Genomic DNA, 14,845 nt, shown 5'->3' on the forward strand with positions numbered 1-14,845 from the left:
CGGAGGTGTCGGCCATGGGCCCCATCCGCTTTATCGTATATCTGTTCCCGGTCCTGACCATCGCGGCGCTGTTCTATTTCTTCGTCTGGTACTGGCAGGCCACCCGCACGCCGCTGGCCGCTCCTGGTTCCAGCGGGTCCGTACCCAGGCGCCGCTTCACCTTTGCAGGCAAATGCCACCCTATGGCGCGCCGGGATGCGCTGCCCCTGCTTGTGATCACGGCGCTTTATGCATTGACCGCTTTCGCTCAGCTGGGCTCCATGAAAGCGCCTCAGTCCGCCCTGGATCTGGGCGGCACGGAAAGCCATACCATCGTTCTGCCTCAGGAGGTCTATGTAGCGAACCTCTGGTATTTTCCAAACCTGGGCACCGGAGAATACAATCTGGAGATCTCCGCCGATGGAGCGCATTGGTCCACCCTCTGGTCCCGAACTGATGAAAGCGGCAGCGTCACCTCCTACTACTGGGCCGACGCCGCCGGATATGAACCCAGCTACGCCATGTCCCAGAACTACAATCAGCTCTTTAAATGGATTGAACTGGCCCCGGAAAATCCCCAGTACGTCCGGTATCTGCGCCTCACGGGGCGCTCCGACAAGGGTCTGCTGGAGCTGGGGGAGCTGGCCCTCTTCGACCACAACGGAACACGGGTCTCCACAAACGACTCCGCCGAGCCGCTTCTGGATGAGCAGGACACGGTCCCAGACGCGATCTCCTGGTTCAATTCAGCCTATTTCGACGAGATCTACCACCCCCGCACTGCGTTGGAGCACATCGAAGGGGTGTCCCCCTACGAGATCTCTCACCCGCCGCTGGGGAAGCTGATCCTCGGTCTTGGCATCCGCCTGTTTGGGATGACGCCCTTCGGCTGGCGCTTCATGGGCACCCTGTTCGGCGTGGCCATGCTGCCGCTGCTGTATGTGTTTCTGAAAAACCTGTTCGGCAGGACGGCGGTGGCCGCCTGCGGCACCGTGCTGCTGGCTGCCGACTTTATGCACCTGACCCAGACCCGCATCGGCACCATCGACACTTACGGGGTGTTCTTCATCCTGCTGATGTACTATTTTCTATACCGCTATCTCACCCTGCCCGCCGGCGCCCCCTTTCGGAAGTGTGCTCTGCCGCTGTTCCTCTCCGGCTTGTTCTGGGGGATCGGCGCAGCCTCCAAGTGGACGGTGATCTACGGCTGTGTGGGACTGGCGCTGCTGTACTTCATCGGACTGTACCAGAAGCTGCGGGATTGGCCCCGGGAAGAGCGTCACACCCGTACCGCCTGGACGTTCCGGCTTCTGGCCTTCTCGGCGCTGTGCTTTGCCCTGATCCCGGCCGTCATCTATGTGCTCTCCTATTACCCCTACGCCCAAGCCAAGGGGGACACCAGTCTGAGCGGCTGGCTGGGCGTGATGTGGGAGAATCAGAAGTATATGTTCTCTTACCATAAGGGCGTGGTGGACACACACCCCTATTCCTCCCGCTGGTATCAGTGGATCTTGGACATCCGTCCCATCCTCTACTATCTGGACTCCTCCCTGCCCGGCTACACCACCCGGTTCGGGGCCTTCCTCAACCCGGTGGTCTGCTGGGGCGGCCTGCTGGCCATGATCGCCGTCGCCGTGCGCATGGTCCAGCGCCGCTGCGGCAAGGCCCTCTTCATCCTGGTGGGCTATCTGTCCCAGCTGGCCCCCTGGTTCCTGATCGGGCGCATCACCTTCGCTTATCATTATTTCCCCTCTGTGATCTTCCTGATCCTGGCGCTGTGTTATGTGTTCCACGACCTGGCGGAACGGGAGGACGCCGTCCGCTGGAAACCTGCCGTCTATGCCCTGACCGGCGGCGCCGCGGTCCTCTATGCCATGTTCTATCCCGTACTGGTGGGCATTACGGTACCCACATGGTATACCACCTGCTTCCTGCGCTGGTTCCCTTCCTGGCCCTTCTGAGGCTTTGGGGCCTCGCTCACTTTTTTCTGGAGGTTTCTCACCCATGCTTCTTACGGATTATCATACGCACAGCGTCCTCTCTCCGGACGGAAACGTGCCCCTGGCCCGGATGGCGGATGCCGCCGTGGCGGCGGGTCTGGGAGAGCTTTGCATCACCGATCACTGCGACCTGATGGACCAGGACGGCGGGCGCGTGTACGGCTACAACTGGCCTGCCGCAGTATCCCAGTTCCGCGAGACCGTCCCCATGTTCCAGGGCCGGTTGAACCTCAGGCTTGGTCTGGAATTTGGCGTTCCCCATGTGGACCGTACGGCCGCAGAGCAGATCCTTTCCCTGCCGGAGCTGGACTTTGTCATCGGTTCCGTCCACAACCTAAGCCCCGCGCGCGGCGGGCGCGATTTCTATTTTGTTGATTATCCGGACGCGGACGCCTGCTATGCCGCCCTGGACGACTATTTTGCCTCCATGTCCGTTCTGGCCTGCACCGATCTGTACGATGTGCTGGGGCATATCATCTACCCGCTGCGGTACATGCACACCCCAGTCTCTCTGGAGCGTTACCGGGAGACGATCCGCACGATCCTGCGCAAGGTGGCGGAGGGCGGCCGCGGCATTGAGATAAACACCTACCGCGGCCGGACCATTGCCGACTGGCGGCCCATTCTGGAGCTCTACCGGGACTGCGGCGGCGAGATCGTCACCGTAGGCTCGGACGCACACCTGCCGGAGCACGTGGGGCTGGGGATATCGGAGGCCTGCGCGCTGCTGCAGCAGACCGGCTTCCGCTATCTTGCCACCTATGAAAAACGCAAGCCGGAACTGCACCGGCTGTAAGGAGGATATGAAACATGAAAATTGCAATGGGCAGCGACCACGGCGGCTTTGCGCTCAAGCAGCATCTCAAGACCTATCTGGAGAACAAGGGCTGTCTGGTGGAAGACTGCGGGACGGATTCCACACAGAGCTGCGATTACCCCGACTTCGGCCGTTTGGCGGCGGAGGCCGTGGCCTCCGGCCGGTGTGAGCGGGGCATCGTCATCTGCACCACCGGTATCGGCATCTCCATTTCCGCCAACAAGGTCCGCGGCATCCGCTGCGCGCTGTGCTCCGAACCGCTCTCCGCCGAGATGACCCGGCGGCACAACGACGCCAACATGCTGGCCCTGGGCGGCGGCATGATCGGCCCCAATATGGCCGAGCGCATCGTGGATGTGTTCCTCTCCACCGCATTCGAGGGCGGCCGCCATCAGCGCCGCGTGGATAAGGTAATGTCCATCGAGGGATAATTTCCCCGGTCTATTCCCGGGCAGACAGGCATACCCTCCAAATGAGAAGAAATGAGGGGGTATCGTCATGTCCCGTCTGTCCAAATCTGCGCTGCTGCTGTTTGTGGTCGCTACGCTGGCCGGAGCCTGTCTCCACTTTGTCTACGCGCTGTTTCCAAACGCCGTCACCGCCTGCTTTTCTCCCGTGCAGGAGAGCCTGTGGGAACACCTGAAGCTGCTGTATTGGCCCTATCTGGCCGCCAGCCTTCTGCTGGCCCGGAACGAGGGCTGGGATACCCTGCGCGTCCGCGCCCTTACGCTGCTGCTGTGCTGTGCTGCGGCGTTGGCCGCAGGTTGGCTGTATCATATCATTTTGGGCGGTGAAGCGCTGTTTTTTGACGTGGCGCTGTATGTGCTGACCATGGCGGCGGCGTTCCTGCTGCCTGGCCTGCTCCGGCAGTTTCCGCTCGCCCGGCGAGGACTTTGGCTGCTGCTGGCCGTTGCCCTGGGCGCCGCCATTCTGCTGTTTACGTTCCTGCCGCCATCCGGTCCGCTCTTCCTTGACCTCACCGCCGTCAATACCTGGCATACGCTCCCCTGCTGAATCGAAAAAAGGAATGGTTGTCGTTCCGAAAATTTTGCTTTACAAACGCGAAAAAGATTGCTATAATAATCAGGCACGTTGATAAGCGTGCCCTGAGCGCCCGTAGCGCAATTGGATAGAGCGTCAGATTCCGGTTCTGAAGGCTGGGGGTTCGAGTCCCTTCGGGCGTACCAAAAGAGGAGGCTAAAAAAGATATTGAGGGAACAACCTCAGTGTTTTCAAGGCTTCCAGGGCCCGTAGATTCGTAAATCTACGGGCCCAATTTTTCCGATATTTGACCGGCGGCCCTCCATTCAGCGGAGAGTCGAACCCGCATATCAAACGCCACATTTCCTCAGCCAAGATCCTGATCACAGGGTCTTGGTTTTTCTTTTACACGATGACAATAAAATGTGGAAAAGGAGATTCTATGGAAAACAAGTTTTTTGAAGAACTGTCCCGGCGCATGAGAGAAGGCGGAATTGAATCATCCAATGTGGAGGACAAGCGGCTGGAGGTTTTTCTCCATGGCCGGCCTGTCCTCTTTGTTTCTCCAGGGCATGATGCCTTCCTTTTGCCGTCCGGGAGTCAAAACCAGAAGGCCAGTGAATTGTATCACAGGGTGGCAGGGATGGCGGATGAGGTATATGAGTATGTAGAAGCAGTTCAGAACGCCCCCCTGCTTCGCGCCAGCAGCTTAAAAGATGAGTTCCATCTGCTTGCGGATTTTGGTGGAGCGGTGCTGGCCGGCATAGAACTGCCGAAGGAATGGGGCTATCAGTTCAACACATGGATCTGGAATTACGACAGGACAGCCCTCCTCTATGGCCATAATTATATGGGAGATTTCCAAAGCGCAAAGCAGGACTTCGCCGTCCGTTCCGGGCTGATCTCCAAGGCCCAGTTCTTCTCACCGGAGGAGTTAACCGAACTCTATCGGGGCACAGACTATCTGTTGGATGAAGGTCCGGAGTTAGAAGATGTCCAGCTGAAAGCTCTGCAGACCGCAAGGACAAAGATCGAATACACCGTCCCAAACCTGACGGACCGACTGGAACAGGGACAGGAGCAGGAACCACAAATGGATATGTGACATCAAAGAGAGCGGGGGCCGCGTCTGCACATTGTGCAGCATAAGCGTCCCCCGCTTTTTTGTGCTCAAAAAAGGAGTGTACCATGACAAAATATTTCGCCCAAGATACCCCACGGGCCGGACTGGAGCGCATGATGATGAGCGTCCCCGGCTTTCAGAGGCGCGGCGGTGGGACGATGATCCTCAGCCGCTTCCGCTACAAGCCGGAGGATGTGGCTTGCCGGTACTGCCTGCACTACCGCCGCCGGTCCTGTCAGGTCCCCATCTGCCCCTATATCGCGGAGCGGTTGAAGTCCGGCGCAATTGGGTATCGTGATTTGATCCTGGAATGTTACGGACACATCCCTCATGCCGGCCTGCGCAAGAGAATTCAGGCCGTGGAGCATTGGGATGGGCCGGATCAGGTAATCCTGCGCACAGTATTCGTCCAGATGAAAAGCCGCTTTGCGGACAGGGCGTGGGATGGCACGCCTCCTGGCTATCTGGCGGCGCTCTACCTCCTCGCCTCAAAGGAGCGGCTCTGGCAGCCGGCGCTCTCCGCTCTTTCACACGATTTTATTGATTTCAACCGCATTGCGCTCCACGGGTTCACGGCACAAGATTACCCCGTCTTTTATTCCGCCAGACGGCTGTACGACCTGAAGCCGCCCATGGAGGTGGAAGATCTGGCGCACCGAAACCTGGTGAGTGACACAGACTTTCTCAACATCATTTACGCTACACTGATCGCTCGGTATGGAACGGCAGTCATGGATGCAGGTAAGGAGACGGCAGAATGGGCTATGTAATCCAAGCGGTGCTGAGCAGCGCCCAGCACCCGGAATATGGGCAGATTACGATTCCATTCCCCATTCCCAGGGAGGAATACGACCACACGATAGAACTGCTGGAGCCATTGGGAATCGGCGACACGCTCCGTCAGGACTGCCAAGTGGATGAGCTGGACAGTTTTTATACTGTCGTGAATGAGCTGACCGGCAAATCCGTTACCTTGGACGAGCTGGACTACTTGGCCAAGCGGTTGGACAGTTTTGATGACGGTGAGGCCGCCCAGTTCCAGGGGATGGCCCACAAGTTGGGAATCACACAAATAAAAGATTTCATCAATCTGACCTTTTGCTGCCAGCGGGCCACGGTCATCACAGATTTTTCTGACCTTAAGGAAATCGGGCAAGAACACTATATGAATCTGAATGGTGGCAGTGCCAGTATGGAGGCGCTGGAGAATCTGGACGGGGTTGAAACGGCGCTCCTGCTCATTGACCGCGGGGCCGGGACCGTCACCCCCTATGGCGTTGTCTATGATAACGGCATGAGGCTGGAGCAGCTCTACAACGGACGGCAGTTTCCGGAATATCTCTATGATAACAGCAACCTTGGATTGAAGATCATGCCGGCAGAAGGCCAAAAACCGGAACTGCTTTGGCTCCCCGCGTCGGAGCAGCAGATTCGGCGCACCCTGCTGCGGGCAGGTGTGCGCGATGCAGGCACAGCACAATATACAATAGATGCGTTTTTTCTGCAAAAGGAGGTCGGTGAACTCCTGGACGAGAAACAAGACAACCTGACCGCCCTCAACGCCATGAGCAGCGCCATTGCGAAACTGGATGAGAAAGGGCAGAACAAGCTGGAGGCTGTAATCGTGTTTGCAGATCCAAAGAACGCCGCACAGATCTGTCAGTTGGCCAAAAACCTGGATCTGTTCAGCTTCATTCCAGGCGTCCATACCCCGGAGGAATACGGGAAGTACATGATCCAAGAGTCTGGCCGCTTCGAGTATGATGACAACCTGGATGGGTTCTATGACTACAAAGGCTATGGGGAGCAACGTATTCGGGAGGAAGGCGGTTGGTTCAACGATTATGGCTATGTGTCCTATCACGGAGAAACCCCTTTGCAAGACCTAATGGAAGCTGAAGCCATACACCAAACAGGCCTCACCATGGGAGGGATATAGAATGATTTTGTTGACACTAAGCCGAGGCAACGAACATGAGCGCGTCCATCTGCGACTGCCTGCCAGTCCCGCTGAGATTGGAGAGGCTTTTGTAATCCTGGACGGGATTAGCCTCGATACCACAACCACCGCTATCCTGGATGTGAGAGGCAATGTGCCGGGTCTTTACCGCTATCTGTACGATGTGGATGTGGAAGATTCAGAGCAGTTTCAAAAGCTCCAGCAACTGGCGGAACGCACAGATGCCCTCTCTCCAGAAAAAGCCGCCATCTTTTCCGGGGCATTGGATGCGGAACACGCCGAGAACTTGGATGAGGCCCTTGCTGTGGCGAACAGACTGGATGAATATATGCTCATCGGTAATATAACCTCTGATTCAGAATTGGGTGCCTACCTTGTGGACAAAGGGATCACACCATTTCCGGATCGCTTCAAGCCCTATATCAATTACGCCCGTGTGGGGGCTGAATACCGGGAAAAGCACGACGGGGTATACGCCAACGGCAGCTATGTCCAGAAAAAGGTGCCGGAGCTTTTGGGTAATGAGCCATTGGACGCTGTTTTCCGAGTACGGCTGAAAAACATCTGCTCCAAAGGTGCGAAGAATGAAATCGTGCAGATTATGCTGCCGGCAACCTTCGAGCAACTGGAGAGCGCCAGACAGTTTCTTGGAATAGACAGCCTCAATATGGTGAAACTCGTTCAGGTGGAGGCCCTGCGCCCCTATTTGGGGGAACATCTTCCTCTGCACGGGACGGATATGAGGTTGGAGCAATTGGATGAGCTGGCGGAAAATATCCGGCAGATGGATCAGGAGGACGGCGCATTGCTGAAGTACCTCTCCGTCCTTGATGTGGAACAGCCGGCAATGCTCCAGGAGGCTTTGAAACTCTCCATCGAACTGGACGACTATGAGCGTGTACCGGACGATCCGGAGGAATATGGCAAGCAGGTGCTGGAGCGGATCGGGGCAGACGAGGAACTGATCTCCACCCTCGATGGCTTTGCGGATTTCGAGGCGCTGGGTAACTTTTATATGCAGGAGGACGGCGTCCGAAGAACCGAATTCGGTCTCATCCGAAGGTTCAGCGCTCCGTTTCCTGAAGTACAAGAGGGGTTGCAGATGCACTGAAAATTAAGGCGGGGCCGCTCTTTATTTTGATGGAGGAAAACAAAGTGGAGTACAAGATAGACTACGATGTCAGAATGGGCATTATCATCAATCCCTATTTTAATGTACGGGATTATGGCTGGGCTATGTTTGAAGGTTTGCAGGCAACCATGGCGGAGCGCGTCACATCAATTCTGGCGTCTGATAATATGTTCATGGAGCGTATTCAGGAGAACATGGAGTTTACTCTGCTCCCCACATACCGAATATGGCTGGAATATGTGTTCCGCGGTAAAGGTGTGGACAGAGAAGAAGCGGCGTCTTTTGCGGCAGGCTGTATAAAACGATTGGCTGATCCACTCCTGGACGCGGGGTATGGAATCGAAAAGATCCTCTGCTATAGGGAAGAATTTGACTGGCCATAGTTTGAGCGGTTAAAAAATCCCCTGTTGGAGGAAAGGTTAGAAAAGACCACCTTTGAGGCGGAGTTTTGGCGTTGAATAACCAGCGAATCAGGCGCCGTGCTTATTCTCTGATTTTTACGAAGTCAGGGTGGCTATTCTGCAAAAAGTGTGGTAATGTTGCGGGTAATCCGCTGGGGCTTTGGCCCTGCGCGGGAGGTAGAAAAAATGAAACTGACATTGGATGAACTGATCACGCTCATGGAACCCCAGGCACAGAGAGACAAAAAGCTGATTGTTCAGTGCATTGATGGGCTCACAGAATACGCCGCTGAACTGCGGCAGAAAGCAGGCGACGCCGGGAAAGCCGAGTCATCCGCTCTGCGGGAACTAATTGACCGGCTGGAGGGGTATTGGGGACTCGACAACAGTGGAGAAAATCGTCTGTCCGCCTTTGACCGCCGGATGCGGGAGGCGGAACAATCGAAGCAGCCGTGGGCACCCGTACAGGATCAGATCAATGGCGCAGTGCTTGGCCTGTACCGCTATGCCATGGACATGATTCCGGGACAGGGCGCCAGTGAAGCGGCCGAGCAGGTGGCGGAATGTGAGCGGCTGATGCGGAACATCGCCGCATTCTGGAACTGTGCCTCTCCGTCACTGGACAGTCTCTGCTCGCAGATGCAGGAAGCGCTGCGGGACCAGAGCGAGTGGGAAAACAGTGTGAGGATGGGAGGGATTGAATGAGCATTGATATCTGGACTGATTCCATGCAGCACGCGGAGCTGTTTGGAACACCCGTGCTGTTTACCAACTGGCTGGTTCAGCGGGATACCATCCCCCAGGGTTGGCACTGCTACGACCTGCGTGGAACCCGCAAGGCCCCCAATGCCAGGATCACCCTGGTAGATCAGGAAGTCGGCTATCATGCGGGGACTGTACTCTCCCCTACCCCTTTGAAGCGCGAGGGCGTCACATCGCGCCGGGTCAATGGTACATTTTATCTGTTGGGAGAGGAACTGACGCTGGAGCAGTTTTGCGAGGAGCATGATCTGCCCTGCCCCCAGGACATCCGTGAATTTGTACTGCGCCCTGCCTCTCCCAATGAGGCGGGGCTGTTTTTTTCCGAACTGGAACCTGAGAAAGATGAGGCCCTGGGCACGATTGGCCATGTGCGAATGGACTTCGGCCACGGAGGAAGGGAGTTCTGGCATAGCTGGTGGCCTCATAACGGGGACAGGTTCAATATCCCGGAGTTTAAAGAGGTGCTACAGCGATTGGTAGACAACCTGCGTCAGACCGGACTCCTGAAGAACCTGGGCGCTATGGATGCCTACTGCTGGCAGCATGGCGGGGCTATCACGGAAGACCGCAGAAGTTATGGCTATATCACAGAAACAGAAAATTACCGCTTCTGCTTGCGCTGTACGCCCCTCCCTGGTGAGTATCAAGGGTATCTGTATTGCTATGATCTGCGCCAGCAGGAACTATACCAGCAGGAGCACCCTATTGTGGGTCGGATAACCTTTGCCAGCGGCGAGGAACTTGAATACCGTGATAAGGACGAATTCGTGGCCTGTATCCGAGAGGAACTTCCCAGCCGACCTACTACCGGCCTTCGCTGGGAGGTGCTAACCGACGACTTGGAGGTCCACAAGCAGATCGACGACCTGCTGTATAATCTTTATGGAGAGGATAATCCCCGCAGGAGTTGCAACTATGGGATGACTGAGGCCGGAAAACAGGCCCTCCGGGATGCCGCAGACCCCAGCTGTCCCCACATCTATGCCTGGTTTGTCATGACGGACACCAATACCCCGCAGGAGAAAATCAGGCAGGAGTTGACGCTGGAGGAGGCCATCCAGATCTACCAAGACACCGATGCCAGCGAAAAGCGGCTGGGTGTCACCAAGGACGGCATCGCCACGGTAGATCTGGTACGCTCTCTGGACGGGGAGCAGAGTTTCTTTGAGGATCACAAACGGCTGGAAAGCTTCCGGTCGGACCCCGTGGTGGCGAAGGCGGCAGAACAGCTACACATGGAGCTGAAACGGACGATGCCCCAACAGGGCATGACGATGGGAGGTATCACATGAAAGCAGTACCGAAAGAATGGCTGGCCTTTTTGCGGGAACAGTTCCCCAAGAATTCCCGTATCCGGCTCACAGAGATGGGGGATGATCCTCAGCCCCTTCCCCCCGGCAGTACCGGGAAGCTGGATCACATCGATGATGCCGGCCACTTCCATGTAAAGTGGGACAATGGCCGCACCCTGGCCCTGGTGCTGGGCGAGGACCGTTTCTCAGTCAGCCCGCCGGGGCCTAAAACGCTCAAGCTGTATATGCCTCTCACTGCCGACTTCTATAGCCGGGACGAGTGGGGGGATCTGTCGGAGGATGGCGAGGAGTGGGATGGCCGCACCCTTGTGGGTTATGAGGGACACATTCTGTCCGCCATAGTAAAAAACCGAATGCCGGAGGAAAGCGAGCGCGGCCTCATGCGCTGGTACGGTGAGGGCGACAGCGTAGACCACAAAGTCCGCTCGGCGGTATTCACCGTTGAGGTCAGGGACGGCCGGCTGTGGGGCGTGGCAGAGTGCCGGGTAGCCGGCGAGCTGACCCCGGCAGAGCTTACCACCTTAAAAGAGTATCTGGGTGGTCAAGCCTCGGATGGGTGGGGCGAAGGGTTCGAACAACGCCCCATTGAGGTGGACGGCGGTGAGCTGTATGTCCACCTGTGGCAGCCGGAGAGCTGGTCCATCCAGACCGAACAGGAGCGATTTGCCCCCAAGATAGCCAAGGGCCTGCCGGAGCTGTGTTTCTCCACGCTGCGGACCACTGGCCAGCTCATCTGCATCAAGCGGGGTGAAACCGGCTACTACCCCTCCGAGTGGGACACCGGAGACAAGGAACGGAATGTGGAACTGGCGGACGAGTTGAATGAACACCTGGGCGTTACCCCCATCCAGCGGCAGGCCATGGAGGTAGGCAGTATGCACGGCTTATCTTAGAACTGGGATAAGCCATGTAATCCCGTGAGTTTTGTTATCCGAGGAGTTTTCATATCATTCACTTATATCACACCTTTCTAAATTCTGCTGCTGGGATAATATTGCTCAATGCACCACCGTCTTGTATTCTGAAAAAGGCAAAAGCCATTCAGAAATATAGAAGGTGGTGCATTCCATGAAATGTGAAATTGTCACGGGCAATATGCCGCAGTTGTGGGAGGATCTTCTTTCCCAACTACACGAAAAGGAGTACCCCAGCGAGTCTATTCGACATTACCGTGAAGCCATGGGCAGAGTAGATCGCTACATGAGAGAGAATCAAATCCTTGAGTACACCGAAGCCGTAGGTGAAACTTATTTGGCAACACATGGTGGCAGAATCTCCAGCGGTCGACAGTTTTACATGTCTTTTTATGTGAGACGGCTGAATGACATTCTAAACAAAAGACCATATGTCGTAGTCCATACACGGAAAAAGCAGAAAGATTTAAAGCACTTTAGCGGTGTCTTTGAGAGATTCGATGAAATGCTCTGTAAGCAGTCTATTAGCGATGGTACACGCAAACTTCAAGATCTGTATTGTTACGAATTTCTTCATTTCGTAGAACAGCAAGGGATTTCAGATCTAAAGGAAATTAACGCACAGATCCTCTATGCAGCGTTTTCAGCAAGTGGCTCGAAAGAGAACTTTCGCTGTGCAGTTAGAAAACTCATGAAATATCTTTATCAAGAGCAGATTCATCCGTTGAATTTGGCTGAATTTGTCCCCGCGGTTCGCCGCGCAAAACCCATGCCTACTGTCTATTCAAAAGATGAAATCCAAAAGCTTCTAAATGTTGTAGATAAAAGTACCGACAAAGGATTACGGGACCGTGCCATGTTGCTGCTGGCCGCACGACTCGGCATCCGTACGTCTGATATCTGCAACTTGAAAAAGAAAAATATTCATTGGGATACAAATACCATCGAATTTGTTCAGAAAAAAACCGGTGTATCTGCAAGATTGGAACTTTTACCGGATGTTAAAGAAGCTCTTTTAGCCTATCTAACAAAGGGCCGTCCCAGTTCGGACAGTGAGAATATATTTTTACGGGTACAATGTCCGTTTACACCAATTGGGCAAACTGTAGCGCATCATGAAATGTCTCGCTATTTGGCGAAGGCAGGTATAGACACCGATAGGAGAAAAACTGGCCCGCACGCACTGCGCATGAGCCTGGCGACGGAGTTGGTGGCAGAAGATATTCCCTATTCTGTTGTACAAAAGGTTTTAGGGCATCAAAGCTCGCTTTGTTTTAACAATTATGTCCGACTGGATATTGAAAACCTTAGACGGTGTGCAGTTGCCGTCCCTCCAGCAACAGATAAACTTAAAGAGTGGCTAAGCAACATGGGGAGGGTTCCCAATGAAAAATGATTTCAAAAGTTTCCTGGCTGTTGAGTTTAGCAATTATCTACAGTTGCTTTTATCGGCTGGGCGAAGCACACGTAACCATGAAATCATGCTTAGGAGTCTGGATTCTTTTTTGCTGCAAAATCATACTTTCGAAAAATGTCTCAGTGAAAGCATTATCAACCAATGGCTTTCTACGATATGTGGTACAAGCGCAAATAAAGTAAGCTACATTGCACGCTACAGGGGGCTTTCAAAATATTTGCGTTCTATAAACATTACCGCATTTGAACCGGAATACCCGCGGTGTTCTTATACCTATGCGCCGTATGTTTTTAGCGATGAAGAATGGAAAAGAATGATAGCCTCCGCTGATAGTCTTCCATATAGCGATTATAATCCAGAAAGTGCAGTCCTATTTTGTATTTTATTACGGATGCTGTACGGATGCGGTTTGCGCAGAAATGAGGCGTTGAAGATGGAAACGAGAGATATAGACTTGAATTTAGGGGTGCTATTTGTCCGACACGCCAAAAATGACAAGCAACGGTATGTGCCTATGGATATTTCACTGACAGAACTCATTCGAGCGTATTTATCTATTGTACCACAGAGAGAATATCTGTTTGTAAATAGCACCAGCGGAAGACGCTATTCAGCAGAGTGGGCCCGGAAAAGGATGGGACATCTTCTACAGGACTGCGGCATTGATTTTGAACGGGTACGGAAATATGAGCGCGGGCCGTGCCTCCACTGCTTCAGGCACACATTTGTGGCAAAAGCATTTGACCAATTACTGCAAACGCCGCTTGATTTTGCCGATGCCGTTCCTTTCATATCCACATATCTCGGACATTGCGACCTAAGAGAGACCGATAAATACTTGCAGGCAAACTACGATTTTTTCCAGCGAGACCATACTCTGATTACGGACTATACAAGGAAGCACAATATCTTCCCGGAGGTGATTGACGAATGAAGCGAGGTATGGAATTTATAAGGCTGTTGACCGAATTTTTTGACAGCTATCTTCCAGACACGAAAGGTGTCAGTGAAAATACAATCCGATCTTACAAAGCAGCCTTGCGGATCTTTTTCATTTTCTTAGAAGAAGAAAAGGGGATCCCTGCGGGTAAAGTAACGTTCTCTGTACTGGACAGCAGTATAGTTGATGAATTTTTGTCATGGATAGAAACCACACGCGGCTGCAGTAAACAAACCAGGAACCAACGCCTTGCTGCGCTGTCTTCCTTTGCTAAATTCGCATTGAGAAGAGATGTGGTATCTGCCGGAGCATTTTCGTCTTGCGTTCTGGGAACCGAGAGAAAGAGGGCCTCTAAAAGAAGCGGAGATGATGTCGTATTCTTTTTGCCAGAAGAAATGCAGATATTATTGTCATTGCCAAATCGACAAACAATTTGCGGGCGGAGAGATGTTGTCCTCATGAGTTTTCTCTATGCAAGCGGCGCCAGAGCGCAGGAGCTTTGCGACCTAACTGCAAATGATGTTACTTTTGGTGTAGAAACCCGTGTGCGCTTGGTGGGCAAAGGAAGCAAGGCCCGGCGAATTGTTATCCCCAATGAATGTGCAGATCTATTGAGAATTCATTTCAAACAGGCAGGTTTATTTTATGGAGACAAAAACCGTCATGTTTTTTCGAGCCAGCGAAACGAGCATATGACGATTTCGTGTGTAGAGGAAGTTGTTTCCAAGTATGTGAATATGGCTAAAAAATTACATCCAGGGTTATTCCAGCAAAAAGCCTATACCCCACACGCATTTCGCCATACGATTGCAGTTGATATGCTGGCATGCGGATGTTCGCTGCCTGCAATTAAAGCATTTTTGGGACATTCATCTATTCAGTCCACCATGATTTATGCCACCGTTACCTCAGATCAAGCAAACAAAATCTTACGAGAACGCGGCCTCCCTGCAAAATTGCCAGCACCTGAAAAGGAAAAAGGAGATGAAAAGACCGATGTTATTTGGTTTCTACGAGAATAGATTATCCTGTAACTTTTGTGTATACCCGAGGGGTTTCCTTGTATTCGGGGAAACTCCTCGGATAACAAAACTCACGGGATTAGC

General features: G+C 53.8%; 15 protein-coding genes and 1 tRNA gene. All 16 read left to right on the forward strand.

Annotated elements, in window-relative coordinates; translation table 11 throughout:
• Positions 1–14 precede the first annotated feature (14 nt).
• The 16 genes from NE547_RS02870 to NE547_RS02945 all read left to right on the forward strand — a co-directional run bounded on the left by NE547_RS02870 (position 15) and on the right by NE547_RS02945 (position 14,761).
• On the forward strand, positions 15–1,940 hold the full coding sequence (locus NE547_RS02870; protein WP_256174686.1) for a glycosyltransferase family 39 protein: 1,926 nt from the start codon (positions 15–17) through the stop codon (positions 1,938–1,940).
• Between the two features lie 43 nt (positions 1,941–1,983).
• Positions 1,984–2,775 carry a histidinol-phosphatase HisJ family protein gene (locus NE547_RS02875; RefSeq protein WP_256174687.1) on the forward strand — a complete coding sequence of 264 codons (792 nt, stop codon included), beginning with the start codon at positions 1,984–1,986 and terminating at the stop codon, positions 2,773–2,775.
• 14 nt (positions 2,776–2,789) lie between these two features.
• Positions 2,790–3,227, forward strand: a complete 438-nt coding sequence (gene rpiB, locus NE547_RS02880) for a ribose 5-phosphate isomerase B (protein ID WP_186907914.1) — start codon at positions 2,790–2,792, stop codon at positions 3,225–3,227.
• A gap of 67 nt (positions 3,228–3,294) precedes the next feature.
• Positions 3,295–3,810, forward strand: coding sequence for a DUF6512 family protein (locus NE547_RS02885; RefSeq protein ID WP_186907915.1), 516 nt, complete (start codon positions 3,295–3,297; stop codon positions 3,808–3,810).
• 96 nt (positions 3,811–3,906) lie between these two features.
• Positions 3,907–3,983, forward strand: a tRNA-Arg gene (locus NE547_RS02890).
• 236 nt (positions 3,984–4,219) lie between these two features.
• The gene (locus NE547_RS02895; protein ID WP_256174688.1) at positions 4,220–4,882 is read left to right on the forward strand and encodes a hypothetical protein; all 663 of its coding nucleotides are present in this window, start codon (positions 4,220–4,222) and stop codon (positions 4,880–4,882) included.
• A gap of 83 nt (positions 4,883–4,965) precedes the next feature.
• A complete protein-coding gene (locus NE547_RS02900) occupies positions 4,966–5,670 on the forward strand; it encodes a hypothetical protein (RefSeq protein ID WP_256174689.1) in 705 nt (234 codons plus the stop codon).
• Complete coding sequence (locus NE547_RS02905) at positions 5,658–6,839, forward strand: hypothetical protein (RefSeq protein ID WP_256174690.1); 1,182 nt, start codon at positions 5,658–5,660, stop codon at positions 6,837–6,839. The genes NE547_RS02900 and NE547_RS02905 overlap by 13 nt, the downstream gene beginning before the upstream one ends.
• Before the next feature lies 1 nt (position 6,840).
• Positions 6,841–7,971: an antirestriction protein ArdA gene (locus NE547_RS02910; RefSeq protein ID WP_256174691.1), complete on the forward strand. Its 1,131-nt coding sequence runs from the start codon at positions 6,841–6,843 to the stop codon at positions 7,969–7,971.
• A gap of 44 nt (positions 7,972–8,015) precedes the next feature.
• Complete coding sequence (locus tag NE547_RS02915) at positions 8,016–8,375, forward strand: hypothetical protein (protein ID WP_256174692.1); 360 nt, start codon at positions 8,016–8,018, stop codon at positions 8,373–8,375.
• 204 nt (positions 8,376–8,579) lie between these two features.
• Positions 8,580–9,098, forward strand: coding sequence for a hypothetical protein (locus tag NE547_RS02920; protein WP_256174693.1), 519 nt, complete (start codon positions 8,580–8,582; stop codon positions 9,096–9,098).
• Positions 9,095–10,447, forward strand: coding sequence for an LPD28 domain-containing protein (locus NE547_RS02925; RefSeq protein WP_256174694.1), 1,353 nt, complete (start codon positions 9,095–9,097; stop codon positions 10,445–10,447). Before NE547_RS02920 ends, NE547_RS02925 begins: the two co-directional genes overlap by 4 nt.
• On the forward strand, positions 10,444–11,361 hold the full coding sequence (locus NE547_RS02930) for a DUF4314 domain-containing protein (protein ID WP_256174695.1): 918 nt from the start codon (positions 10,444–10,446) through the stop codon (positions 11,359–11,361). The genes NE547_RS02925 and NE547_RS02930 overlap by 4 nt, the downstream gene beginning before the upstream one ends.
• A 175-nt stretch (positions 11,362–11,536) precedes the next feature.
• A complete protein-coding gene (locus NE547_RS02935) occupies positions 11,537–12,778 on the forward strand; it encodes a tyrosine-type recombinase/integrase (RefSeq protein WP_187016427.1) in 1,242 nt (413 codons plus the stop codon).
• Positions 12,768–13,733, forward strand: a complete 966-nt coding sequence (locus NE547_RS02940) for a tyrosine-type recombinase/integrase (protein ID WP_256174696.1) — start codon at positions 12,768–12,770, stop codon at positions 13,731–13,733. Before NE547_RS02935 ends, NE547_RS02940 begins: the two co-directional genes overlap by 11 nt.
• The gene (locus NE547_RS02945) at positions 13,730–14,761 is read left to right on the forward strand and encodes a tyrosine-type recombinase/integrase (protein WP_256174697.1); all 1,032 of its coding nucleotides are present in this window, start codon (positions 13,730–13,732) and stop codon (positions 14,759–14,761) included. Before NE547_RS02940 ends, NE547_RS02945 begins: the two co-directional genes overlap by 4 nt.
• The last annotated feature ends 84 nt before the right edge of the window (positions 14,762–14,845 follow it).

This window comes from Flavonifractor sp. DFI.6.63, from assembly GCF_024462255.1.
Taxonomy (GTDB): domain Bacteria; phylum Bacillota; class Clostridia; order Oscillospirales; family Oscillospiraceae; genus Lawsonibacter_A; species Lawsonibacter_A hominis.

Bases quoted from the DNA above. Each gene is read 5' to 3' on its own strand.
- NE547_RS02920 (WP_256174693.1), top strand. From the start codon at position 8,580: ATGAAACTGACATTGGATGAACTGATCACGCTCATGGAACCCCAGGCA.
- NE547_RS02885 (WP_186907915.1), top strand. From the start codon at position 3,295: ATGTCCCGTCTGTCCAAATCTGCGCTGCTGCTGTTTGTGGTCGCTACG.
- NE547_RS02910 (WP_256174691.1), top strand. From the start codon at position 6,841: ATGATTTTGTTGACACTAAGCCGAGGCAACGAACATGAGCGCGTCCAT.
- NE547_RS02875 (WP_256174687.1), top strand. From the start codon at position 1,984: ATGCTTCTTACGGATTATCATACGCACAGCGTCCTCTCTCCGGACGGA.
- NE547_RS02895 (WP_256174688.1), top strand. From the start codon at position 4,220: ATGGAAAACAAGTTTTTTGAAGAACTGTCCCGGCGCATGAGAGAAGGC.
- NE547_RS02940 (WP_256174696.1), top strand. From the start codon at position 12,768: ATGAAAAATGATTTCAAAAGTTTCCTGGCTGTTGAGTTTAGCAATTAT.
- NE547_RS02900 (WP_256174689.1), top strand. From the start codon at position 4,966: ATGACAAAATATTTCGCCCAAGATACCCCACGGGCCGGACTGGAGCGC.
- NE547_RS02925 (WP_256174694.1), top strand. From the start codon at position 9,095: ATGAGCATTGATATCTGGACTGATTCCATGCAGCACGCGGAGCTGTTT.
- NE547_RS02945 (WP_256174697.1), top strand. From the start codon at position 13,730: ATGAAGCGAGGTATGGAATTTATAAGGCTGTTGACCGAATTTTTTGAC.
- NE547_RS02930 (WP_256174695.1), top strand. From the start codon at position 10,444: ATGAAAGCAGTACCGAAAGAATGGCTGGCCTTTTTGCGGGAACAGTTC.
- NE547_RS02935 (WP_187016427.1), top strand. From the start codon at position 11,537: ATGAAATGTGAAATTGTCACGGGCAATATGCCGCAGTTGTGGGAGGAT.
- rpiB (WP_186907914.1), top strand. From the start codon at position 2,790: ATGAAAATTGCAATGGGCAGCGACCACGGCGGCTTTGCGCTCAAGCAG.
- NE547_RS02905 (WP_256174690.1), top strand. From the start codon at position 5,658: ATGGGCTATGTAATCCAAGCGGTGCTGAGCAGCGCCCAGCACCCGGAA.
- NE547_RS02870 (WP_256174686.1), top strand. From the start codon at position 15: ATGGGCCCCATCCGCTTTATCGTATATCTGTTCCCGGTCCTGACCATC.